Origin of the sequence: Phytobacter ursingii, from assembly GCF_001022135.1 — a bacterium.
Classification (GTDB): domain Bacteria; phylum Pseudomonadota; class Gammaproteobacteria; order Enterobacterales; family Enterobacteriaceae; genus Phytobacter; species Phytobacter ursingii.
Map to the genome: position 1 here is coordinate 4,302,114 of NZ_CP011602.1, position 23,606 is coordinate 4,325,719.

At 51.6% G+C, this 23,606-nt stretch carries 15 protein-coding genes, 6 tRNA genes and 3 rRNA genes; 1 reads left to right on the plus strand and 23 read right to left on the minus strand.

Going from position 1 to position 23,606, the window contains the following annotated elements; genetic code table 11:
- Window positions 1-6: 6 nt before the first annotated feature.
- The 12 genes from rpoB to AB182_RS23865 all read right to left on the minus strand — a co-directional run bounded on the left by rpoB (window position 7) and on the right by AB182_RS23865 (window position 9,867).
- Entirely contained in the window at window positions 7-4,035 is a 4,029-nt protein-coding gene (rpoB, locus tag AB182_RS23810) for a DNA-directed RNA polymerase subunit beta (RefSeq protein ID WP_047372259.1), read from the minus strand.
- 320 nt (window positions 4,036-4,355) lie between these two features.
- Window positions 4,356-4,721, minus strand: coding sequence for a 50S ribosomal protein L7/L12 (gene rplL, locus AB182_RS23815; protein WP_002884142.1), 366 nt, complete (start codon window positions 4,719-4,721; stop codon window positions 4,356-4,358).
- Between the two features lie 66 nt (window positions 4,722-4,787).
- Window positions 4,788-5,285 carry a 50S ribosomal protein L10 gene (rplJ, locus tag AB182_RS23820; protein WP_002438625.1) on the minus strand — a complete coding sequence of 166 codons (498 nt, stop codon included), beginning with the start codon at window positions 5,283-5,285 and terminating at the stop codon, window positions 4,788-4,790.
- A gap of 411 nt (window positions 5,286-5,696) precedes the next feature.
- Entirely contained in the window at window positions 5,697-6,401 is a 705-nt protein-coding gene (rplA, locus tag AB182_RS23825; RefSeq protein ID WP_039076861.1) for a 50S ribosomal protein L1, read from the minus strand.
- A 3-nt stretch (window positions 6,402-6,404) separates the two neighbouring features.
- On the minus strand, window positions 6,405-6,833 hold the full coding sequence (gene rplK / locus AB182_RS23830) for a 50S ribosomal protein L11 (RefSeq protein ID WP_006688357.1): 429 nt from the start codon (window positions 6,831-6,833) through the stop codon (window positions 6,405-6,407).
- A gap of 141 nt (window positions 6,834-6,974) precedes the next feature.
- The gene (nusG, locus tag AB182_RS23835) at window positions 6,975-7,520 is read right to left on the minus strand and encodes a transcription termination/antitermination protein NusG (protein WP_001287521.1); all 546 of its coding nucleotides are present in this window, start codon (window positions 7,518-7,520) and stop codon (window positions 6,975-6,977) included.
- Window position 7,521: 1 nt separating this feature from the next.
- Window positions 7,522-7,905, minus strand: coding sequence for a preprotein translocase subunit SecE (secE, locus tag AB182_RS23840; protein ID WP_003033128.1), 384 nt, complete (start codon window positions 7,903-7,905; stop codon window positions 7,522-7,524).
- A gap of 228 nt (window positions 7,906-8,133) precedes the next feature.
- Entirely contained in the window at window positions 8,134-9,318 is a 1,185-nt protein-coding gene (gene tuf / locus AB182_RS23845) for an elongation factor Tu (RefSeq protein WP_047372260.1), read from the minus strand.
- A 115-nt stretch (window positions 9,319-9,433) separates the two neighbouring features.
- Window positions 9,434-9,509, minus strand: a tRNA-Thr gene (locus tag AB182_RS23850).
- Window positions 9,510-9,514: 5 nt separating this feature from the next.
- A tRNA-Gly gene (locus AB182_RS23855) sits at window positions 9,515-9,589 on the minus strand.
- 109 nt (window positions 9,590-9,698) lie between these two features.
- Window positions 9,699-9,783: transfer RNA gene (locus AB182_RS23860), tRNA-Tyr, on the minus strand.
- A gap of 8 nt (window positions 9,784-9,791) precedes the next feature.
- A tRNA-Thr gene (locus tag AB182_RS23865) sits at window positions 9,792-9,867 on the minus strand.
- An 830-nt stretch (window positions 9,868-10,697) separates the two neighbouring features.
- Between AB182_RS23865 and coaA the strand changes: the two genes are divergently transcribed.
- Window positions 10,698-11,648, plus strand: coding sequence for a type I pantothenate kinase (gene coaA / locus AB182_RS23870; RefSeq protein ID WP_047372261.1), 951 nt, complete (start codon window positions 10,698-10,700; stop codon window positions 11,646-11,648).
- Window positions 11,649-11,678: 30 nt separating this feature from the next.
- Here coaA and birA read toward each other — a convergent pair whose 3' ends face one another.
- The 11 genes from birA to pepQ form a co-directional block, all read right to left on the minus strand.
- Window positions 11,679-12,641: a bifunctional biotin--[acetyl-CoA-carboxylase] ligase/biotin operon repressor BirA gene (gene birA, locus AB182_RS23875; RefSeq protein WP_047372262.1), complete on the minus strand. Its 963-nt coding sequence runs from the start codon at window positions 12,639-12,641 to the stop codon at window positions 11,679-11,681.
- On the minus strand, window positions 12,638-13,666 hold the full coding sequence (murB, locus tag AB182_RS23880) for a UDP-N-acetylmuramate dehydrogenase (protein WP_047372263.1): 1,029 nt from the start codon (window positions 13,664-13,666) through the stop codon (window positions 12,638-12,640). Before murB ends, birA begins: the two co-directional genes overlap by 4 nt.
- 136 nt (window positions 13,667-13,802) lie before the next feature.
- Window positions 13,803-13,918, minus strand: a 5S ribosomal RNA gene (rrf, locus tag AB182_RS23885).
- 197 nt (window positions 13,919-14,115) lie between these two features.
- Window positions 14,116-17,017, minus strand: a 23S ribosomal RNA gene (locus AB182_RS23890).
- A 206-nt stretch (window positions 17,018-17,223) separates the two neighbouring features.
- Window positions 17,224-17,299: transfer RNA gene (locus AB182_RS23895), tRNA-Ala, on the minus strand.
- Between the two features lie 108 nt (window positions 17,300-17,407).
- Window positions 17,408-17,484, minus strand: a tRNA-Ile gene (locus tag AB182_RS23900).
- Window positions 17,485-17,554: 70 nt separating this feature from the next.
- Window positions 17,555-19,096, minus strand: a 16S ribosomal RNA gene (locus AB182_RS23905).
- Together the 16S, 23S and 5S rRNA genes with 2 tRNA genes alongside form the textbook arrangement of a ribosomal RNA operon.
- A gap of 393 nt (window positions 19,097-19,489) precedes the next feature.
- The gene (gene hemG / locus AB182_RS23910) at window positions 19,490-20,032 is read right to left on the minus strand and encodes a menaquinone-dependent protoporphyrinogen IX dehydrogenase (RefSeq protein ID WP_047372264.1); all 543 of its coding nucleotides are present in this window, start codon (window positions 20,030-20,032) and stop codon (window positions 19,490-19,492) included.
- A gap of 11 nt (window positions 20,033-20,043) precedes the next feature.
- On the minus strand, window positions 20,044-21,495 hold the full coding sequence (trkH, locus tag AB182_RS23915) for a Trk system potassium transporter TrkH (RefSeq protein ID WP_047372265.1): 1,452 nt from the start codon (window positions 21,493-21,495) through the stop codon (window positions 20,044-20,046).
- 39 nt (window positions 21,496-21,534) lie between these two features.
- On the minus strand, window positions 21,535-22,149 hold the full coding sequence (locus AB182_RS23920) for an IMPACT family protein (protein ID WP_047372266.1): 615 nt from the start codon (window positions 22,147-22,149) through the stop codon (window positions 21,535-21,537).
- Window positions 22,149-23,480: a Xaa-Pro dipeptidase gene (pepQ, locus tag AB182_RS23925; RefSeq protein ID WP_047373422.1), complete on the minus strand. Its 1,332-nt coding sequence runs from the start codon at window positions 23,478-23,480 to the stop codon at window positions 22,149-22,151. Before pepQ ends, AB182_RS23920 begins: the two co-directional genes overlap by 1 nt.
- Between the last annotated feature and the right edge of the window lie 126 nt (window positions 23,481-23,606).

A 23,606-nucleotide genomic window follows, 5' to 3' on the forward strand; every position in this document is an offset into this window, starting at 1 on the left:
CGAGAATTACTCGTCTTCCAGTTCGATGTTGATACCCAGCGAACGAATCTCTTTCAACAGTACGTTGAAGGATTCCGGCATGCCCGGTTCCATCTGATGGTTGCCGTCCACGATGTTTTTATACATCTTGGTACGACCGTTCACGTCATCAGACTTAACGGTAAGCATTTCCTGCAGGGTGTATGCTGCGCCGTATGCTTCCAGCGCCCACACTTCCATCTCCCCGAAGCGCTGACCACCGAACTGCGCCTTACCACCCAGCGGCTGCTGAGTAACCAGGCTGTAAGAACCGGTAGAACGCGCGTGCATCTTGTCATCAACCAGGTGGTTCAGTTTCAGCATGTACATGTAGCCAACGGTAACCTGGCGCTCGAACTGCTCACCGGTACGACCGTCGAACAGTGTGATCTGACCGGAAGTCGGCAGGCCACCCAGCTGTAACAGTTCCTTGATTTCAGACTCTTTCGCACCGTCGAATACTGGCGTTGCGATCGGCATACCTTTTTTCAGGTTCTCAGCCAGACGCAGTACTTCTTCATCGCTGAAGGTGTTCAGGTCAACTTTCTGACGAACGTCGGCACCGAGGTCATACGCTTTCTGGATGAATTCGCGCAGTTTGGCGACTTCTTGCTGCTGTTTCAGCATGGCGTTGATCTTATCGCCGATACCTTTCGCTGCCATACCCAGGTGGGTTTCCAGAATCTGACCGATGTTCATACGAGACGGTACGCCCAGCGGGTTCAGTACGATATCTACCGGCGTACCGTTAGCATCGTGCGGCATATCTTCGATCGGGTTGATCTTAGAGATAACACCCTTGTTACCGTGACGACCTGCCATTTTGTCACCCGGTTGAATCTGACGTTTAACGGCCAGATAAACCTTAACGATTTTCAGCACGCCCGGTGCCAGATCATCGCCCTGAGTGATTTTGCGGCGTTTCGCTTCGAGTTTTTTCTCGAACTCGTGTTTCAGTTCGTCATACTGCTCAGCCAGTTGTTCCAGCTGATTTTGTTTATCTTCGTCGGTCAGGCCCAGTTCCAGCCAGCGGTCACGCGGCAGTTTGTCGAGCTTCTCAGCTTCAACACCACCGGAAACCAGCACCGCGTAGATACGACTGAACAGACCAGCTTCGAGGATCTGCAGTTCTTCAGACAGGTCTTTCTTCGCCTGTTTGAGCTGCATCTCTTCGATTTCCAGTGCACGCTTGTCTTTTTCTACGCCATCACGGGTAAAGACCTGAACGTCGATAACGGTACCAGAGACACCGTTCGGTACACGCAGAGAAGAGTCTTTAACGTCAGACGCTTTCTCACCGAAGATCGCACGCAGCAGTTTTTCTTCTGGCGTCAGCTGGGTTTCACCTTTCGGCGTTACCTTACCAACCAGAATGTCGCCGCCGGTCACTTCCGCACCGATGTAAACGATACCGGATTCATCCAGTTTGGAGAGCGCAGCTTCACCCACGTTCGGGATGTCAGCAGTGATCTCTTCTGGCCCCAGCTTGGTGTCACGGGACACACATGCCAGTTCCTGGATGTGAATGGTGGTGAAACGGTCTTCCTGAACAACACGCTCGGATACGAGGATGGAGTCTTCGAAGTTGTAACCATTCCATGGCATGAATGCCACACGCATGTTCTGACCCAGCGCCAGCTCACCGAGGTCGGTGGACGGGCCATCTGCCAGCACGTCACCGCGCTCGATTGGTTCACCCAGGGACACACAAGGCATCTGGTTAATACAGGTGTTCTGGTTAGAACGGGTGTATTTGGTCAGGTTATAGATGTCGATACCGGCTTCGCCCGGGTACATCTCGTCTTCGTTAACTTTGATAACGATACGGGAGGCATCCACGTACTGAACCATACCGCCACGTTTAGCAACCGCAGTAACACCGGAGTCAACGGCAACAGCACGTTCCATACCAGTACCAACCAGCGGCTTATCAGCGCGCAGAGTTGGAACGGCCTGACGTTGCATGTTCGCACCCATCAATGCACGGTTGGCGTCATCGTGTTCCAGGAACGGGATCAGGGACGCACCGACAGAAACCACCTGCTGGGTGGAAACGTCCATGTAGTCAACCTGGTCGCGGCTGAACAAGCTGGATTCGCCTTTGCTACGGCAGGTAACCAGATCTTCTACAAAGTGGCCTTCGTCATCCAGGTTGGAGTTCGCCTGAGCGATAACGTAGTTGCCTTCTTCGATAGCAGACAGGTAATGGATTTCGTCGGTTACAACACCGTCAGTCACTTTACGGTACGGGGTCTCGAGGAAACCGTATTCGTTAGTCTGTGCATACACGGACAGGGAGTTGATCAGACCGATGTTCGGACCTTCAGGCGTTTCGATAGGACATACGCGACCGTAGTGAGTCGGGTGTACGTCTCGAACTTCAAAGCCTGCGCGTTCACGGGTCAGACCGCCAGGGCCGAGTGCGGAGATACGACGTTTGTGCGTAATCTCAGACAGCGGGTTGTTCTGGTCCATAAACTGAGACAGCTGGCTGGAACCAAAGAACTCTTTCACTGCCGCAGAAATCGGCTTGGCGTTGATCATATCCTGAGGCATCAGGGTATCCAGATCGCCCAGAGACAGACGCTCTTTCACCGCACGCTCTACGCGGACCAGACCAACACGGAACTGGTTTTCCGCCATTTCGCCAACGGAACGGATACGACGGTTGCCGAGGTGGTCGATATCGTCCACTTCGCCTTTACCGTTACGGATATCGATGAGCTTTTTCATCACTTCGATGATGTCTTCTTTGCTCAGGATACCGGAACCTTCGATCTCATCACGCAGCAGAGAACGGTTGAACTTCATACGACCGACCGCAGACAGATCATAGCGGTCTTCGGAGAAGAACAGGTTCTCGAACAGGCTTTCAGCAGCTTCACGAGTCGGCGGCTCACCGGGGCGCATCATGCGATAGATTTCTACCAGCGCACTCAGGCGATCATTGGTTGGGTCGACGCGTACAGTTTCCGAGATGTACGGACCGTGGTCCAGATCGTTGGTGAACAGCGTTTCGATGCGCTTGTGACCGGACTGGCTCAGTTTAGCCAGCAGATCAAGGCTCAGCTCCATGTTCGCCGGACAGATCAGCTCACCCGTAGACTCATCAACATAGTCTTTGGACGCGACTTTACCCGCGATGTACTCAACCGGTACTTCGATGTGCTGAATTTCGTCTTTTTCAAGCTGACGAATATGGCGCGCGGTAATGCGGCGGCCTTTTTCTACATAGACTTTACCGTTAGCTTCGATGTCGAAAGATGCGGTCTCGCCACGCAGGCGCTCCGGCACCAGTTCCATCTGCAGCTTGTTGTCGCGAATTTCGAAGACAACTTTTTCAAAGAACAGATCAAGAATCTGCTCAGTGGTGTAATCCAGTGCACGCAGAATAATGGTTGCAGGCAATTTACGACGACGGTCGATACGGACAAACAGGTTGTCTTTCGGATCGAATTCGAAGTCCAGCCAGGAACCACGGTAAGGGATGATGCGTGCGTTATACAGCACCTTACCAGAAGAGTGGGTTTTGCCTTTGTCACTGTCGAAGAAAACGCCAGGACTACGGTGCAACTGAGAAACGATAACGCGCTCAGTACCGTTGATGACAAAAGTACCGTTGTCGGTCATGAGCGGAATTTCGCCCATGTACACTTCTTGTTCTTTAATGTCTTTAACGGTGCCTTCCGGCGCTTCGCGCTCGTAGATCACCAGACGCAGTTTTACGCGCAGCGGTGCGGAATAGGTCACGCCACGGATTTGACATTCTTTAACGTCAAATACAGGTTCGCCAAGACGGTAGCTGACGTACTGCAGTTCAGAATTGCCGCTATAGCTGGCAATTGGGAACACGGAGCGGAAAGCCGCTTCCAGACCGTACTGCCCTTCAGGATCTTGCTCGATAAACTTCTGGAACGAGTCAAGCTGGATAGAAAGGAGATATGGAATGTCCAGAACTTGTGGACGTTTACCAAAATCCTTACGAATACGTTTTTTCTCGGTATAGGAGTAAACCATAGGGTTCCTCAGCTCGCTGACAAGTCGACCCACTCTGTCCATCGGAGGGACAGTTTATGCAACACCATTTTGTTGACCGGAAAATTGAATACTTTCCGCAATATCTGTTGCTATCACGCTTAAACCATTTCATTGCGATTTACACAGAGCGAGAACCCTGTCGCAGTATATTAAGTCGTCGATAGAAACAAACATTGTCAGGACTACCAGCAGTCAAACAGTGTGAAATGCTGCTGGCGCCTTACAGCGCAAAATGGCTGGTGACTAAAAAGTCACCAGCCATCGGCCTGATTTCTCAGGCTTCAACCAGAAAAGTTGGCTTATTTAACTTCAACTTCAGCGCCAGCTTCTTCCAGAGATTTTTTCAGTGCTTCGGCGTCGTCTTTGCTGATGCCTTCTTTCAGGGCAGCAGGTGCAGATTCTACCAGGTCTTTAGCTTCTTTCAGACCCAGGCCAGTTGCGCCACGTACTGCTTTGATAACAGCAACTTTGTTAGCGCCAGCAGCTTTCAGAATTACGTCGAATTCAGTTTTTTCTTCAGCAGCTTCAACCGGGCCAGCAGCTACAGCGACAGCAGCAGCAGCGGAAACACCGAATTTTTCTTCCATTGCAGAGATCAGCTCAACAACGTCCATTACGGACATAGCGGATACTGCTTCAATGATTTGATCTTTAGTGATAGACATTTAAATTGTTCCTGAATATCAGAATAAGTTTATACGTAAGCAGATGCTTTACAAAGATAACTGCGATTAAGCAGCTTCTTTCGCATCGCGTACAGCAGCCAGAGTACGAACCAGTTTGCCAGCCGAAGCTTCTTTCATGGTTGCCATCAGGCGTGCAATTGCTTCTTCGTAGGTCGGCAGAGTTGCCAGGCGATCGATCTGAGATGCCGGGATTAACTCACCTTCAAAGGCAGCGGCTTTGACCTCAAATTTTGCATTCGCTTTCGCGAACTCTTTGAACAGACGAGCAGCAGCGCCCGGGTGTTCCATAGAGTATGCAATCAGGGTCGGACCAACGAACGCGTCTTTCAGGCACTCAAACTGAGTACCTTCAACAACACGGCGCAGCAGGGTGTTACGAACAACACGCATGTATACGCCGGCTTCGCGACCTGCTTTACGCAGTTCGGTCATTTTGTCTACGGTCACGCCACGGGAATCCGCAACTACCGCAGACAGCGCGCCTTTGGCTACTTCGCTGACTTCAGCAACAATCGCTTGTTTGTCTTGAAGATTTAAAGCCATTAGCTTTGCTCCTGGATGTTTGCCAGAACAAAATGTTCTGGAACTCACTTCACTCTTCAAATGAAGAGCGTCTGAATACGGTGAGCAGAAACAAGCCAGAGTATCAAAAAAATAATCTTAGCGTTCTGTCACCGTCTACGCAGGGGATTAAGTCTCTTACGAGACACCTGCGGTCTTCGACGGAGGCCTGGATTAGGCCAGGCTCCAACGAACAAATCTTTTTTATTCGTCGTTATTCAGCCCGTGGCGGCGTTAGCTTCCCTCGTTCACACCAGTCACATAGTTATCTATGCTCCTGGCGATTCACTCGGTTGCTGCCTTGCCACAACCTGAATATCTCGAATATAAATCTGCTATTTGCAGAATCGTGGGGGTAAAATTGTAGACAAATTCACCGCCCACGTAAAGGCATTAGTTTGCAGAAGCGCTCAGGCCAGCCTGATCAACGGCAACGCCAGCACCCATGGTGGTGGAGATGCTGATTTTCTTGATGTACACGCCTTTCGCCTGAGTCGGTTTTGCTTTTTTCAGCGCAACCAGCAGAGCTTCCAGGTTTTCTTTCAGTTTGTCAGCGTCAAAATCCACTTTACCGATGGTGGTGTGAATGATGCCGTTTTTGTCGTTACGGTAACGAACCTGACCTGCTTTTGCGTTTTTAACCGCTTCAGCAACGTTCGGCGTTACAGTACCCACTTTCGGGTTTGGCATCAGGCCACGCGGACCCAGAACCTGGCCCAGTTGGCCAACAACGCGCATTGCATCCGGGGAAGCAATAACAACGTCAAAGTTCATTTCGCCCTTCTTGATCTGGTCTGCCAGATCTTCCATACCTACCAGCTCAGCGCCTGCAGCTTTAGCAGCTTCAGCGTTTGCGCCCTGAGTAAATACGGCAACGCGAACGGAACGGCCAGTACCGTGCGGCAGTACAGTTGCACCACGTACGTTCTGATCGGATTTACGCGCGTCGATGCCGAGGTTAACAGCAACGTCAACGCTTTCTACGAATTTAGCAGTGGCCAGCTCTTTCAGCAGAGAGATAGCTTCGTTGATGTCATACTGTTTGGTCGCATCAACTTTGTCACGGATCACGCGCATGCGCTTGGTCAGTTTAGCCATTTCTTAATCCTCCACTACCAGGCCCATGGAACGTGCAGTACCTTCAATGGAGCGAGTCATCGCTTCAATGTCGGCGCCAGTCATGTCGGCAGCTTTGGTCTGCGCGATTTCCTGCAGCTGAGCGCGGGAGATTTTACCCACTTTGTCTTTGTTCGGCTTGCCGGAACCAGACTTGATACCAGCCGCTTTCTTCAGCAGAACTGCTGCCGGAGGCGTTTTGGTAACGAAAGTGAAGGAACGGTCAGCGTAAACGGTAATAACAACCGGAATCGGCAGACCTTTTTCCATGGAATCAGTTTTCGCGTTGAACGCTTTACAGAATTCCATGATGTTAACACCCTGCTGACCCAGAGCCGGACCAACCGGTGGGCTCGGGTTTGCCATGCCAGCTGCAACCTGCAGCTTGACGTAGGCCTGGACTTTCTTAGCCATTGAAATTTCCTCGTTTGGGTTATAGCGCCCGGAAGGGCTCCCCGTGTTTAAATTCGTTTTACGGGTACTGGACCCATAAAATCAAAAGGCGCGAAATTGTATGCCAACTTCGCGCCTTGTGCAACATTTGATCGCCTTTTTTTAGGCTTTCTCTACCTGGCTAAAGTCCAGTTCCACCGGGGTCGCACGACCAAAAATGGAGACGGAAACTTTCAGGCGAGACTTTTCGTAGTCAACTTCTTCGACCACACCGTTAAAGTCAGCAAACGGACCATCGTTAACGCGGACCATTTCACCTGGTTCGAACAGCGTTTTCGGACGCGGCTTATCACCCACCTGCTGCAGGCGGTTCATAATCGCATCGACTTCTTTATCGCTGATCGGCGCCGGACGATCGGAAGTACCACCGATGAAGCCCATTACGCGCGGAACGCTGCGCACCAGGTGCCAGCTCGCGTCGTTCATGACCATCTGGACCAGTACGTAACCCGGGAAGAATTTGCGTTCGCTTTTGCGACGCTGGCCACCACGGATTTCGACCACTTCTTCGGTCGGCACCATAACTTCGCCAAACAACTCTTCCATGTTGTGTAATTTGATGTGCTCACGCAGCGAAGTCGCTACGCGGCCTTCAAAACCGGAAAACGCCTGAACGACGTACCAGCGCTTTTTAGGAGCTTCAGACATCTCAGAACCTCAGGCCAGTGATAAAGGAAACGAGGCGAACCAGAATACCATCCAGTCCCCACAAAATAAGTGACATAACCGCAGTTACGGCAGCTACGATCAATGTGGTGTGCAATGTTTCCTGGCGAGTCGGCCAAATTACCTTACGGACTTCAGTTCTCGCTTCGCGGGCAAACGCAACGGTCGCTTTACCCTTCGTCGTCAACAGCGCGACACCACCTGCTGCAGCAATCAGAATCACAACGGCCAGCGCACGCAGCGGCAGCATCATGTCACGATAAAGGTAGTTGCCAACGATCGCTACGAGCAACAGAACAGCAACAACAACCCACTTCATCGCTTCCAGGCCGCGCCCGCTCCCTTGAGCTTCGGTATTCGCACTCATAAACCAACCTGTTACAAGAATCAGACAAACATTTTTGCCCCGCATAGGCGAGGCAACCAAACCGAAATGCTCTGGCGCGTTTCGGATTTAACGCCATCTACAGAGCCTGTCTCAGCAATGATTATGACAAAAAAAATCACTGATGAGCCAGGTTCTGATTCGAGAGCGTGCAAAAAGGGCATCAAATGATGCCCTTTTCTTACGCTTAGCGTCAAATGTTATCAGCGATTAGCCGAGAACTTTTGCTACAACGCCCGCGCCTACAGTACGGCCGCCTTCACGGATTGCGAAACGCAGACCGTCGTCCATCGCGATCGGGTGGATCAGGGTAACAACCATTTTGATGTTGTCGCCCGGCATTACCATCTCTACGCCTTCCGGCAGTTCGATGGTGCCAGTCACGTCAGTTGTACGGAAGTAGAACTGCGGACGGTAGCCTTTGAAGAACGGCGTGTGACGACCGCCTTCATCTTTGGACAGAATGTACACTTCAGATTCGAACTTGGTGTGCGGCTTGATGGTACCCGGCTTAGCCAGTACCTGACCACGTTCGATTTCTTCACGTTTGATACCACGCAGCAGAACACCAACGTTCTCACCCGCACGGCCTTCGTCCAGCAGTTTGCGGAACATTTCAACGCCGGTACAGGTTGATTTCGCAGTATCTTTGATACCAACGATTTCAACTTCTTCACCTACTTTGATGATACCGCGCTCTACACGACCGGTAACAACGGTACCACGACCGGAGATGGAGAATACGTCTTCGATCGGCAGCAGGAACGGCTTGTCAATCGCACGCTCTGGTTCCGGGATATAGGTATCCAGGTGGCCAGCCAGTTCGATGATTTTCGCTTCCCACTCTGCGTCGCCTTCCAGCGCTTTCAGAGCAGAACCACGAACGATCGGCGTGTCGTCGCCCGGGAAATCGTACTGAGACAGAAGTTCACGAACTTCCATTTCAACCAGTTCCAGCAGCTCTTCGTCATCAACCATGTCGCATTTGTTCAGGAACACGATGATGTACGGAACGCCTACCTGACGACCCAGCAGGATGTGCTCACGAGTCTGCGGCATCGGGCCGTCAGTCGCAGCAACAACCAGGATCGCGCCGTCCATCTGCGCAGCACCGGTGATCATGTTTTTAACATAGTCGGCGTGGCCCGGGCAGTCTACGTGTGCGTAGTGACGGATCGCAGTATCGTATTCAACGTGAGAGGTGTTGATGGTGATACCACGTGCTTTTTCTTCCGGCGCGTTATCGATCTGGTCGAATGCGCGAGCCTGGCCACCGTAAGTTTTGGACAGAACGGTAGTGATGGCAGCGGTCAGCGTTGTTTTACCATGGTCAACGTGGCCGATAGTACCGACGTTAACGTGCGGTTTTGTACGTTCAAACTTTTCTTTAGACATCGATTGTCCCTCTAAGACACGGATAAATCGGTGATATCACCACATCAACCAGGCAACATGCCCGACTTGTTGAATGCAATAAACAGAGAGAAACAGGGGAGGAGAGATAAAGAAGTGGTGCTGATACCCAGAGTCGAACTGGGGACCTCACCCTTACCAAGGGTGCGCTCTACCAACTGAGCCATATCAGCACGTCTGGAGCGGGCAGCGGGAATCGAACCCGCATCATCAGCTTGGAAGGCTGAGGTAATAGCCATTATACGATGCCCGCATCCTAAAACTCGGCTACCCTATTCTTTCTGTGTTTCAGGAGAAGAAAACTCTCCCTTTGAGTTGATTCAGTTTTGACACCAACTCTGGTCACACAAGGTGACCGAAAATGGTGGTGGGGGAAGGATTCGAACCTTCGAAGTCTGTGACGGCAGATTTACAGTCTGCTCCCTTTGGCCGCTCGGGAACCCCACCGGACTTGATGGTGCCGACTACCGGAATCGAACTGGTGACCTACTGATTACAAGTCAGTTGCTCTACCTACTGAGCTAAGTCGGCATCAAGTAGCGCGCATTCTAGGGAGACAGCGCGCTTGATGCAACTAAAAAATTGCACAAATTGTTCTATCGCTCACATTTTGCACGACAAGGCCGTTAAATGCTGCTATTTCAAGCAAATCAGCGGAAAAAACCAGTACCGGAACCGTGATTAACGGGCATCTCCCTTCAACTTTTATGCCAGGCGTATCTCACGTTTGCTTGCATAAGGTGCATTTGCCTTCTCGCCATAGGTCTTCTTAACCCATCAGTAAGAAATCCCGCGTTTAAGGAGGGCGAGATGGTCATTCCTCAACAGGCGGAATGCTGGCTGCATTGATTTATAGCACCGTAAAGACGTCCGGATGCCCGACCATGCAACCATTAAGATGCATTGAGTCCATTGCCGGCTCCGCCAGGCGCTGTAGATGATGCCTTATTAAGGCAATTGTGAAACGGGCGTATGCCGGCAATGCGACCTTTTCTCGTGCCGGTTCGCACACAGAAGGTTTCAACCGTATATAGGGATAACGCCGGGCTGGTGAAATAGAGGATTACCTGGACTCAACAGATGGAAGCACACATTCAGCTGCGAATTATTTCCCGCGTTTATTCGAGGCAAGTCAGGTAACCTGCGCTATTGTCGGCGGTCTCTGAAACGTGATGCTTTCTCCGGAAAGCATCATGCAGACGCGATTTTTCATATTATTCCCTGTCATCTGGTGTTAACCTCCTGCCCATTGTCCTAACTTATATCAATAACGTCGCGCCATCGCATTACCTTAAAAGAAGGCTTCTCGCTCCGTGTCAGAAGCATACGTGGCGAGCCACCATGGCAGGCAGAAAAAGCTTATGAGTAAAAAAGAGCAAACGTTAATGACTCCGTACTTGCAGTTCAATCGTAGCCAGTGGGCTGCGCTTCGTGATTCAGTGCCGATGACGCTCACTGAGGGTGAAATCGCGCGGTTAAAAGGCATTAATGAAGATCTCTCTCTGGAAGAGGTCGCAGAAATCTATCTGCCACTGTCGCGTTTGCTCAATTTTTATATCAGTTCGAATTTGCGTCGTCAGGCCGTGCTTGAACAATTCTTAGGCACGAATGGACAAAGAATTCCTTATATTATCAGCATTGCAGGTAGCGTTGCCGTGGGTAAAAGCACGACGGCGCGCGTACTGCAGGCGTTATTAAGCCGCTGGCCTGAACATCGTCGCGTTGAATTAATCACCACCGATGGTTTTTTGCATCCTAATCAGGTTTTAAAAGATCGCGGCCTGATGAAGAAGAAAGGGTTTCCGCAGTCTTATGATATGCACCGTCTGGTAAAGTTTGTTTCCGATATTAAATCCGGCGTGCCAAACGTTACTGCGCCAGTATATTCACATTTAATTTACGATGTTATCCCGGACGGGGATAAAACAGTAACCCAGCCAGATATTTTGATACTTGAAGGACTCAATGTATTACAAAGCGGTATGGATTACCCGCATGATCCCCATCATGTATTTGTTTCTGACTTCGTCGACTTCTCTATTTATGTCGATGCGCCGGAAGAACTGTTGCAGAAATGGTATATCAATCGCTTCCTGAAATTTCGTGAAGGGGCTTTCGCCGACCCGGATTCTTATTTCCACAACTATGCGAAATTGACAGAAGAAGAAGCCATCAATATAGCCACATCTCTTTGGAAAGAAATTAACTGGCTAAATTTGAAAGAAAATATTCTTCCAACCCGTGAGCGTGCAAGCCTTGTCATGACCAAAAGCGCCAATCACGCGGTCGAGCAGGTACGCCTGCGAAAATAAAACAAGGGGAGCGAAATGCTCCCCTTGTTATTATTCGGCACTGCGTAAGGAAATTTCCCCACCCATCCAGGGTTTAATTATCCCATCCTGTTCAAGCAACAATGCGCCCTGTGCATCAATACCACGTGAGATGCCAAATATTTCTCTCTCGCCAATGATCAATTTCACCGGGCGATCAATAAAGTTATCCAGTTTCTTCCAGCGAGATAGCCAGGGGCTTAACCCTTCCTGTTCAAAGGACTGGAGCGCGGAACGTAATGCATTGATTAAACGCACTGCAAGCGTATTGCGATCAATGACGACTCCCGCTTCTTGCAGGTTCACCCAGCCTTGATTGATAACATCACTTTCCGCACGTCGCATAGAGAGGTTAATACCCGCCCCTATCACGATCTGCGCAGCATCGCCAGTTTTGCCTGTTAGTTCTACTAAGATGCCAGCAAGTTTACGGTCGCCCAGATAGAGATCATTAGGCCATTTAACCCGAACGTTTTCAGCGCCTAATTCCTGTAGCACTTCGGCCATAATGATACCAATGACCAGACTGAGTCCAATTGCCGCCGCTGGGCCTTGCTCAAGTCGCCAGTACATAGAAAGATAAAGATTAGCGCCAAAAGGAGAGAACCACTTACGACCACGGCGTCCCCGCCCCGCCTGTTGATATTCTGCGACACAGGCATCGCCGGATCGCAATTCGCTTATACGGTCCAGTAGATATTGATTAGTAGAATCAATAACCGGCAACACGGCCACTTTACCTGTTTGTACCTGCGCTACAATCTGCTCTCCATTCAGCAATTGGATGGGTTCAGGAAGACTGTAACCTTTACCTGGCACAGTAAATACATCCACTCCCCAGTCGCGCAGGGTTTGAATGTGCTTATTGATAGCTGCACGACTCATTCCCAACCGTTCACCGAGCTGTTCGCCAGAATGGAATTCGCCATCAGCAAGGATAGAAACCAGGGTTAACGGAATGGTGCTGTCTTTCATGCAATCACCTCCACGGCATTAACTTCGCCACGATGGCCGATAAAACGCACCTCCGGCTCCAGCCAGACATCAAACTTCGCCCCAACCTGTGCGCGTACATGGCGTGCCAGACGAACGACATCTTCACTGGTCGCGTGATCTTGATTAATTAGCACCAGAGCCTGTAGCGGATGAACTGCAGCCCCGCCAATGGATACACCTTTTAACTGGCATTGATCGATAAGCCATCCGGCAGCGAGTTTTACTGTACCGTCAGGTTGAGGGTAATGAGGAGCTTTCGGCGATTTTTCCAGTAGTGCGGCGGCCATTTCAGCGCTCACAACCGGATTTTTAAAGAAGCTACCAGCATTACCGTTTACTTTTGGGTCAGGCAACTTGCTGGTACGCATGCGGCAAACCTCTTCAAAAACGTTCTGCGGCGTTACCGTTGCCGGATCCAGGCGAATCAGATCGCCATAGGTCAGGACCGGCTGCCACTGCTTAGGTAAGCGCAGGCCGACCGCAACGATTGCGTAGCGATCCTGATACTCATGCTTGAAGATGCTATCACGATAACCAAAACGGCAAGCTTCAGCGGTTAATCGCCGGGTATCGCCGGTACTCAATTCGATACAATCGACATAGGCACAGACACGCTGCAATTCAATACCGTATGCGCCTATGTTCTGGATAGGCGATGAACCAACACAACCGGGGATTAACGCCAGGTTTTCCAGTCCGGGCATTCCGTGCGAGAGCGTATACTGTACGAGCTGATGCCAGTTTTCTCCGGCACCAACGTGGACATGCCAGGCTTCGGCGCTTTCCTCAGTTTCAATACCCAGGATACGGTTGATAATGATCGTACCTGCGAAATCTTCCAGGAAAAGAACATTGCTGCCCTCACCCAGCATCAACACAGGCTGTCCATTACTTACGGATTCCTGCCACGCTTCAAGCAATTGCTGCACACTTTCAGCACGTATTATTTTATTTGCATTGTGATCAATGCCGAAGGTATTCCAGGGCTTAAGGGAGTGGTTCATAGACGCTGTCCTGATGCAAAAACCCGGCTAGTTTACCGCATATGCAAGGTGAGCGCTTGTGGTTATATGGAAGGTTTCGGAAGGAATAAAAACGCAAAAAGCCCATCCGTCAGGATGGGCTTCTTACTGGTTTGATGCCTGGCAGTTCCCTACTCTCACATGGGGAGACCCCACACTACCATCGGCGCTACGGCGTTTCACTTCTGAGTTCGGCATGGGGTCAGGTGGGACCACCGCGCTAAAGCCGCCAGGCAAATTCTTTGTGCTCTGTCCTGTGTCTTTTGTGCTGATACTGCGTTGGCTGCTCTCGTAAAGTCAGTCACATACCTCAGTATGCTCCTTCCTTTTCTTCGCTGGCCGCCTTGTCTCAGCGCAAAATCCTTCGGACTCTGAATCTAAGCTGAATATTGTTCGTCTTCTCAAATCCGCCAAAACATCTTCGGCGTTGTAAGGTTAAGCCTCACGGTTCATTAGTACCGGTTAGCTCAACGCATCGCTGCGCTTACACACCCGGCCTATCAACGTCGTCGTCTTCAACGTTCCTTTAGTGTCCTTAAAGGACAAGGGAAGACTCATCTCGGGGCAAGTTTCGTGCTTAGATGCTTTCAGCACTTATCTCTTCCGCATGTAGCTACCGGGCAATGCCATTGGCATGACAACCCGAACACCAGTGATGCGTCCACTCCGGTCCTCTCGTACTAGGAGCAGCCCCCCTCAATCTTCCAGCGCCCACGGCAGATAGGGACCGAACTGTCTCACGACGTTCTAAACCCAGCTCGCGTACCACTTTAAATGGCGAACAGCCATACCCTTGGGACCTACTTCAGCCCCAGGATGTGATGAGCCGACATCGAGGTGCCAAACACCGCCGTCGATATGAACTCTTGGGCGGTATCAGCCTGTTATCCCCGGAGTACCTTTTATCCGTTGAGCGATGGCCCTTCCATTCAGAACCACCGGATCACTATGACCTGCTTTCGCACCTGCTCGCGCCGTCACGCTCGCAGTCAAGCTGGCTTATGCCATTGCACTAACCTCCTGATGTCCGACCAGGATTAGCCAACCTTCGTGCTCCTCCGTTACTCTTTGGGAGGAGACCGCCCCAGTCAAACTACCCACCAGACACTGTCCGCAACCCGGATTACGGGTCCACGTTAGAACATCAAACATTAAAGGGTGGTATTTCAAGGTTGGCTCCATGCAGACTGGCGTCCACACTTCAAAGCCTCCCACCTATCCTACACATCAAGGCTCAATGTTCAGTGTCAAGCTATAGTAAAGGTTCACGGGGTCTTTCCGTCTTGCCGCGGGTACACTGCATCTTCACAGCGAGTTCAATTTCACTGAGTCTCGGGTGGAGACAGCCTGGCCATCATTACGCCATTCGTGCAGGTCGGAACTTACCCGACAAGGAATTTCGCTACCTTAGGACCGTTATAGTTACGGCCGCCGTTTACCGGGGCTTCGATCAAGAGCTTCTCCTTACGGATAACCCCATCAATTAACCTTCCGGCACCGGGCAGGCGTCACACCGTATACGTCCACTTTCGTGTTTGCACAGTGCTGTGTTTTTAATAAACAGTTGCAGCCAGCTGGTATCTTCGACTGATTTCAGCTCCGTCCGCAGGGACTTCACCTACACATCAGCGTGCCTTCTCCCGAAGTTACGGCACCATTTTGCCTAGTTCCTTCACCCGAGTTCTCTCAAGCGCCTTGGTATTCTCTACCTGACCACCTGTGTCGGTTTGGGGTACGATTTCGTGTTACCTGATGCTTAGAGGCTTTTCCTGGAAGCAGGGCATTTGTTACTTCATCACCGTAGTGACTCGTCATCACACCTCAGCCTTGATTATCCGGATTTGCCTGGATAACCAGCCTACATGCTTAAACCGGGACAACCGTCGCCCGGCTAACATAGCCTTCTCCGTCCCCCCTTCGCAGTAACACCAAGTACAGGAATATTAACCTGTTTCCCATCGACTACGCCTTTCGGCCTCGCCTTAGGGGTCGACTCACCCTGCCCCGATTAACGTTGGACAGGAACCCTTGGTCTTCCGGCGAGCGGGCTTTTCACCCGCTTTATCGTTACTTATGTCAGCATTCGCACTTCTGATACCTCCAGCATGCCTCACAGCACACCTTCGCAGGCTTACAGAACGCTCCCCTACCCAACAACACATAGTGTCGCTGCCGCAGCTTCGGTGCATGGTTTAGCCCCGTTACATCTTCCGCGCAGGCCGACTCGACCAGTGAGCTATTACGCTTTCTTTAAATGATGGCTGCTTCTAAGCCAACATCCTGGCTGTCTGTGCCTTCCCACATCGTTTCCCACTTAACCATGACTTTGGGACCTTAGCTGGCGGTCTGGGTTGTTTCCCTCTTCACGACGGACGTTAGCACCCGCCGTGTGTCTCCCGTGATAACATTCTCCGGTATTCGTAGTTTGCATCGGGTTGGTAAGCCGGGATGGCCCCCTAGCCGAAACAGTGCTCTACCCCCGGAGATGAATTCACGAGGCGCTACCTAAATAGCTTTCGGGGAGAACCAGCTATCTCCCGGTTTGATTGGCCTTTCACCCCCAGCCACAAGTCATCCGCTAATTTTTCAACATTAGTCGGTTCGGTCCTCCAGTTAGTGTTACCCAACCTTCAACCTGCCCATGGCTAGATCACCGGGTTTCGGGTCTATACCCTGCAACTTAACGCCCAGTTAAGACTCGGTTTCCCTTCGGCTCCCCTATTCGGTTAACCTTGCTACAGAATATAAGTCGCTGACCCATTATACAAAAGGTACGCAGTCACACCACGAAGGTGCTCCCACTGCTTGTACGTACACGGTTTCAGGTTCTTTTTCACTCCCCTCGCCGGGGTTCTTTTCGCCTTTCCCTCACGGTACTGGTTCACTATCGGTCAGTCAGGAGTATTTAGCCTTGGAGGATGGTCCCCCCATATTCAGACAGGATACCACGTGTCCCGCCCTACTCATCGAGCTCACAGCCTGTGTGCTTTCGTGTACGGGGCTGTCACCCTGTATCGCGCGACTTTCCAGACGCTTCCACTAACACACAAGCTGATTCAGGCTCTGGGCTGCTCCCCGTTCGCTCGCCGCTACTGGGGGAATCTCGGTTGATTTCTTTTCCTCGGGGTACTTAGATGTTTCAGTTCCCCCGGTTCGCCTCATTAACCTATGGATTCAGTTAATGATAGTGTGACGAATCACACTGGGTTTCCCCATTCGGACATCGCCGGGTCAAAGGTTCATATCACCTCGCCGGCGCTTTTCGCAGATTAGCACGTCCTTCATCGCCTCTGACTGCCAGGGCATCCACCGTGTACGCTTAGTCGCTTAACCTCACAACCCGAAGATGTTTCTTTCGATTCATCCTCGCGCTGTAAAAATTTGAGAGACTCGAACACACTGTCATCTGTTCTTATTACGGAGAACAGACACTGTGTGTCGTTTCAATTTTCAGCTTGATCCAGATTTTTAAAGAGCAAAACTTCGCAGTGCACCTTTTCAGGTTCACTCTGAAGTTTTCTTGTGTTCGCAGTAAATGATGGTGGAGCTATGCGGGATCGAACCGCAGACCTCCTGCGTGCAAAGCAGGCGCTCTCCCAGCTGAGCTATAGCCCCATCGTGGTCAAATCTCGTTAACCGTAATTCTTTCTGAGACAAGGCGTGGAATAACGAAGCATACTCAGGTATGCGGGTTATTTCACAACGCAGTATTCAGGAAGAATTTGGTAGGCCTGAGTGGACTTGAACCACCGACCTCACCCTTATCAGGGGTGCGCTCTAACCACCTGAGCTACAAGCCTGCAGAGATTTTTTACTGCTGTATTTCATCAGACAATCTGTGTGAGCACTGCAAAGGCAGGTTCTTTAAGGTAAGGAGGTGATCCAACCGCAGGTTCCCCTACGGTTACCTTGTTACGACTTCACCCCAGTCATGAATCACAAAGTGGTAAGCGCCCTCCCGAAGGTTAAGCTACCTACTTCTTTTGCAACCCACTCCCATGGTGTGACGGGCGGTGTGTACAAGGCCCGGGAACGTATTCACCGTGGCATTCTGATCCACGATTACTAGCGATTCCGACTTCATGGAGTCGAGTTGCAGACTCCAATCCGGACTACGACGCACTTTATGAGGTCCGCTTGCTCTCGCGAGGTCGCTTCTCTTTGTATGCGCCATTGTAGCACGTGTGTAGCCCTGGTCGTAAGGGCCATGATGACTTGACGTCATCCCCACCTTCCTCCAGTTTATCACTGGCAGTCTCCTTTGAGTTCCCGGCCGGACCGCTGGCAACAAAGGATAAGGGTTGCGCTCGTTGCGGGACTTAACCCAACATTTCACAACACGAGCTGACGACAGCCATGCAGCACCTGTCTCACGGTTCCCGAAGGCACTAAGGCATCTCTGCCGAATTCCGTGGATGTCAAGACCAGGTAAGGTTCTTCGCGTTGCATCGAATTAAACCACATGCTCCACCGCTTGTGCGGGCCCCCGTCAATTCATTTGAGTTTTAACCTTGCGGCCGTACTCCCCAGGCGGTCGACTTAACGCGTTAGCTCCGGAAGCCACGCCTCAAGGGCACAACCTCCAAGTCGACATCGTTTACGGCGTGGACTACCAGGGTATCTAATCCTGTTTGCTCCCCACGCTTTCGCACCTGAGCGTCAGTCTTTGTCCAGGGGGCCGCCTTCGCCACCGGTATTCCTCCAGATCTCTACGCATTTCACCGCTACACCTGGAATTCTACCCCCCTCTACAAGACTCAAGCCTGCCAGTTTCGAATGCAGTTCCCAGGTTGAGCCCGGGGATTTCACATCCGACTTGACAGACCGCCTGCGTGCGCTTTACGCCCAGTAATTCCGATTAACGCTTGCACCCTCCGTATTACCGCGGCTGCTGGCACGGAGTTAGCCGGTGCTTCTTCTGCGGGTAACGTCAATCAACACGGTTATTAACCGTATCGCCTTCCTCCCCGCTGAAAGTGCTTTACAACCCGAAGGCCTTCTTCACACACGCGGCATGGCTGCATCAGGCTTGCGCCCATTGTGCAATATTCCCCACTGCTGCCTCCCGTAGGAGTCTGGACCGTGTCTCAGTTCCAGTGTGGCTGGTCATCCTCTCAGACCAGCTAGGGATCGTCGCCTAGGTGAGCCGTTACCCCACCTACTAGCTAATCCCATCTGGGCACATCCGATGGCAAGAGGCCCGAAGGTCCCCCTCTTTGGTCTTGCGACGTTATGCGGTATTAGCTACCGTTTCCAGTAGTTATCCCCCTCCATCGGGCAGTTTCCCAGACATTACTCACCCGTCCGCCACTCGTCACCCGAGGAGCAAGCTCCTCTGTGCTACCGTTCGACTTGCATGTGTTAGGCCTGCCGCCAGCGTTCAATCTGAGCCATGATCAAACTCTTCAATTTAAAAGTTTGATGCTCTTAGAATTAAACTTCGTAATGAATTACGTGTTCACTCCAGAGACTTGGTATTCATTTAGTGTCCGAAGACATCAAGAATCCATGTCACTTTGAGTGCCCACACAGATTGTCTGATAAATTGTTAAAGAGCAGTGCCGCTTCGTTTTTCGCTGCGGAGCGGGGTGTGCATATTACGCTTTCCCGCTGCAGAGTCAAGTATTTATTTTTACTCTTCTCTGCGGTTTTCTCACCGGCATTCGCCTGAGAACCCCGCTGACCCGGCGGCTTGTTTGCCGTTGTTCCGTGTCAGTGGAGGCGCATTATAGGGAGTTCTTAGGAAGTGACAAGTATAAAATTCAAAAAAATTATCGTTCGCTCACATTTCATTCATAGCGACGATTAAACCGGCGCCTTGCTGTTTAATTGAGCGATTTTGCGCGCAAATTCCGTCACCTGCTGCCAGTCGGTGTAGACCACTTCCTTGCTGGTATCCGTTTCCCCTCCCGTCATTTTCATGATGAGTCGAATCATCAGGCGATCAAACCAGCGATAACGTGGGTAGCGCAGCGCCCCGGCAAACACCACGCACTCATCAGGACGCCATGGTGAACGCAGCAAAAACTTGCGGGTATAGTTGTTGGTCTGTGGAGTACGTTTCTCTGGCTTGCGCGCGACAAGGTTGACGGAGAAGAACGCGCTGGGCAGCGCATTCAGGTTTTTCTGGTACTGCTTTACGAAACTATCCAGCGCCGGATTGAAATGACCATAACGGATAGACGCGCCGATAATGACGCGCTCATAGGCTGACCAGTCAATCGCCCCAACGCGATTGAGGTTGAGCACATCGGTACTCACCCCCAGTTCGCTTAATTGCGAGGCCAGATAAGCGGCAATCTCGCGCGTTTGTCCATCACGGGTAGAAAACAAAATTAGCGTTTTCATGTATAGCTCCCTTATTCGCGCCAGAAGGTCGGCGTAAACAGTACCAATAAGGTAAAGACCTCAAGACGACCAAACAGCATATTGGCAATCAGGATCCATTTCGCAATTGGGTTCATGCTGGCGAAGTTATCCGCCACTACGCCAAGTCCCGGCCCCAGGTTATTGAGCGTCGCCACGACAGAAGCGAATGCGGAAAAGTCATCCACGCCGGTCGCAATGATCGCCAGCATGCTGACAATAAACACCAGGGCATAGGCGGAGAAAAAGCCCCATACCGCTTCAAGGATACGCTCCGGCAGCGCGCGATTCCCCAGTTTGATGCTATATACCGCATTGGGGTGCACCAGACGTTTTAGCTCACGGTTACCCTGTTTAAACAGCAGCAGTATACGAATGACTTTCAGGCCGCCCCCCGTGGAGCCCGCACAACCCCCAATAAAGGCTGAGCAGAGCAATAACACCGGCAGGAATAATGGCCAGCGAGAGATACTGTCGGTCGTAAAGCCTGCGGTTGTCGCCATCGACACCACCTGGAAGAAAGCCTGGTTGAGCGTCGTCATCGCCGAACTGTAGACATTATGGAACCACAGCACCACGGTGCAGATAACCACCAGCGTCAGCTGCACGCCGATGAACATACGAAATTCAGGATCGCGCCAGTACACCTTCAGGCTGCGACCGCTGAGTAAAGAGAAGTGCAGACCATAGTTACAGCCGGAGATCAGCAGGAAGATGGCAATAATGGTATTAATCGTCGGGCTATCGAAGTAACCCACACTGGCATCATGCGTCGAAAAACCGCCAATCGCGATGGTTGAGAAGCTGTGCCCAATCGCATCGAAAGCGGGCATACCGGCAAACCACAACGCCAGCGCACAGGCGATAGTCAGTAATACATAAATGAGCCAGAGCGTCTTCGCCGTTTCGGCAATACGCGGGCGCATTTTATTATCTTTTAAGGGCCCTGGCATTTCAGCGCGATAGAGCTGCATCCCCCCGACGCCCAGAATAGGCAGGATAGCCACCGCCAGCACAATGATTCCCATGCCGCCAAACCACTGCAGCATCTGGCGATAAAAGAGAATCGCGTGAGGCAACGAGTCCAGCCCCACCAGCGTGGTGGCCCCCGTCGTCGTTAAACCGGAGAACGATTCGAAAAAGGCATCCGTTACCGTCAGGTTTGGACTTTCAGAGAAGATAAAGGGCAGCGCCCCCACACTCCCCAGCACGGTCCAGAACAGCACAACGATCAGAAAGCCCTCGCGCGATTTCAGCTCACTCTTTTCACGGCGGTTAGGCCACCACAGCAGGGAGCCTATCGCCAGCGCGACAAAGAATGTCTGTGTGAATGCCCTTCCTGCGCCATCACGATAGATAAGTGCAACCAGCCCTGGCAGAATCATCGTCCCGGAAAAGAGAATGATCAGAAGTCCAACAATTCGGGTTATGGCACGAAAATGCATCTCTGCCGCTTCCTTAGGTACGCAAAAATTAGGTGGGGATTATTCTTCAATCTTGTGTAATTGCAACGCACCACGACTGAAATCAGCAAGTTTTGTTGAAAACGCGGCCTGTTCAGATTGGGGAAGCGCCACCCGAAGTCGAACAGACGCCTCGTATTCACTCGCCACAATCTTGCCGGAAAACTGCCCAAGCAATGTTTCAATTCCGGTTAACAGCCCATATTCACACTGCAAAGTATATTCGGTTAATGGCGTCTTGCGCAGCGTCGTCATCTGCGCAAGTGCCTGGCTTACGCCACCACCGTAAGCTTTAACCAGACCGCCAGTTCCCAGCAGCACGCCACCGTAATAACGCACCACCACAGCGGTCACCTCGCCAACTCCGCTACCCATGAGCTGAGCGAGCATCGGTTTACCTGCCGTGCCCGCCGGTTCACCATCATCAGAGAAACCCAGTTGCTGCGAATCATTCGGCGGCCCGGCTACCCAGGCCACACAGTGGTGCCGCGCATCCGGGTGCTCCGCGCGCACTGACTCGACAAACGCCTTCGCCGCTTCCACACCCTCAGTATGCGCAAGGCAGGTGATAAAACGGCTTTTCTTGATCTCTTCAATGAAGGTGACCGGCGCTGCCGGTATCAGCCAGCTATCCATTACGCCAGTTTCAAATCACGCGTCATGTTTTCGATGCTGTTTTCATGAATAACCACGTTGTCTTCGATACGAATGCCGCCGAACGGTTTAAGCGCCTCGATTTTCTGCCAGTTGAAGTGTTTGCTGAACGGGCCTTCACGCCACGGTGCCAGCAGGGATTCGATAAAATAGATCCCCGGTTCAATCGTCAGCACCATACGCGGCTCCAGAATACGGGTGCAGCGCAGGTAAGGATATTTGGACGGCGCCGCCAGATGCGTGCCACTGTCATCCTGCATGAAACCCGCGACATCATGTACCTGCAGACCCAACGGGTGACCAATACCGTGCGGCATAAACGGCCCGGTCAGGTCATTTTCCACCATCGCCTCTTCGCTCATATCATTCACTATTTGATGTTTGCGCAGTAACTTCGCGATGCGTTGATGGAACTGGAGGTGATACTCGGTGTAGTTAACACCTGCTTTCATCGTGGCGATCAGCGCCAGTTGTTCATCGTTAACGTCTTTCACCAGATGGGCATAGTCGTTATCACTGTGCGCCGCCCAGGTACGCGTCAGGTCTGCGGCATAGCCGTTGTATTCAGCTCCTGCATCCAACAGAAAACTGCGCAGTTCCGCCGGTGCCCGATGATCCAATTTGGTGTAATGGAGTACAGCAGCATGCTCATTGAGCGCCACGATATTGCTGTAAGGCACATCGGTGTCGCGGTGCCCGGTCGCTGTCAGATAGGCCAGGTTGATATCGAACTCACTCATCCCGGAACGGAATGCCTCTTCCGCCGCGCGATGGCCCATCACCGCCGTTTTCTGCGCTTCGCGCATACACGCCAGCTCATAATCGGTTTTATAGGCGCGGTAATAGTGCAAGTAATCGATCACCCCCTTCGGGTTGATGTTACTGGCGGCGAAATCCAGTGAAAGCGCACGTTCTGGCACCGGGCCGATATACCCAATATTGCCACGAGCAGCAGGCAACAGGCTGCCAATGCCGTCGGCTTTTGGCAGGGCAATGACGTCAACTTCTTCGGTCCAGAAGGACGTGGGCAGTGGTTCAACGTTGTGCCAGTAATCCACCGGCAAATAAAACCACAGCTTCGGTTTATTTACGCCATCCACCAGCAACCAGCAATTTGGAACCTGTGTCACCGGCACCCAGGCTTTAAACTGCGGATTGACTTTGAAAGGGTACGGATGGTCGTCGAGAAAGACATTGAACAGTTCACCGGAGTGAATTAACAGCGCATCCAGTTTAAAGCGGGCCAGGACGTCCCGGGTACGTTCCTGCAGCGTAACAATATGATTTTTATAAAGCGCAGCCAGTGAGTCCATCATTCTTCCTTCTGTTTTTTTGAGCTCAAGTTTTTGCATCTTAGCACACCTGATCCCGGCAGGGTGATTTCGACTGAGCGTGATCAAACTAGCAATTTCTTAAAGATAAATTTGCAATTTATTAAC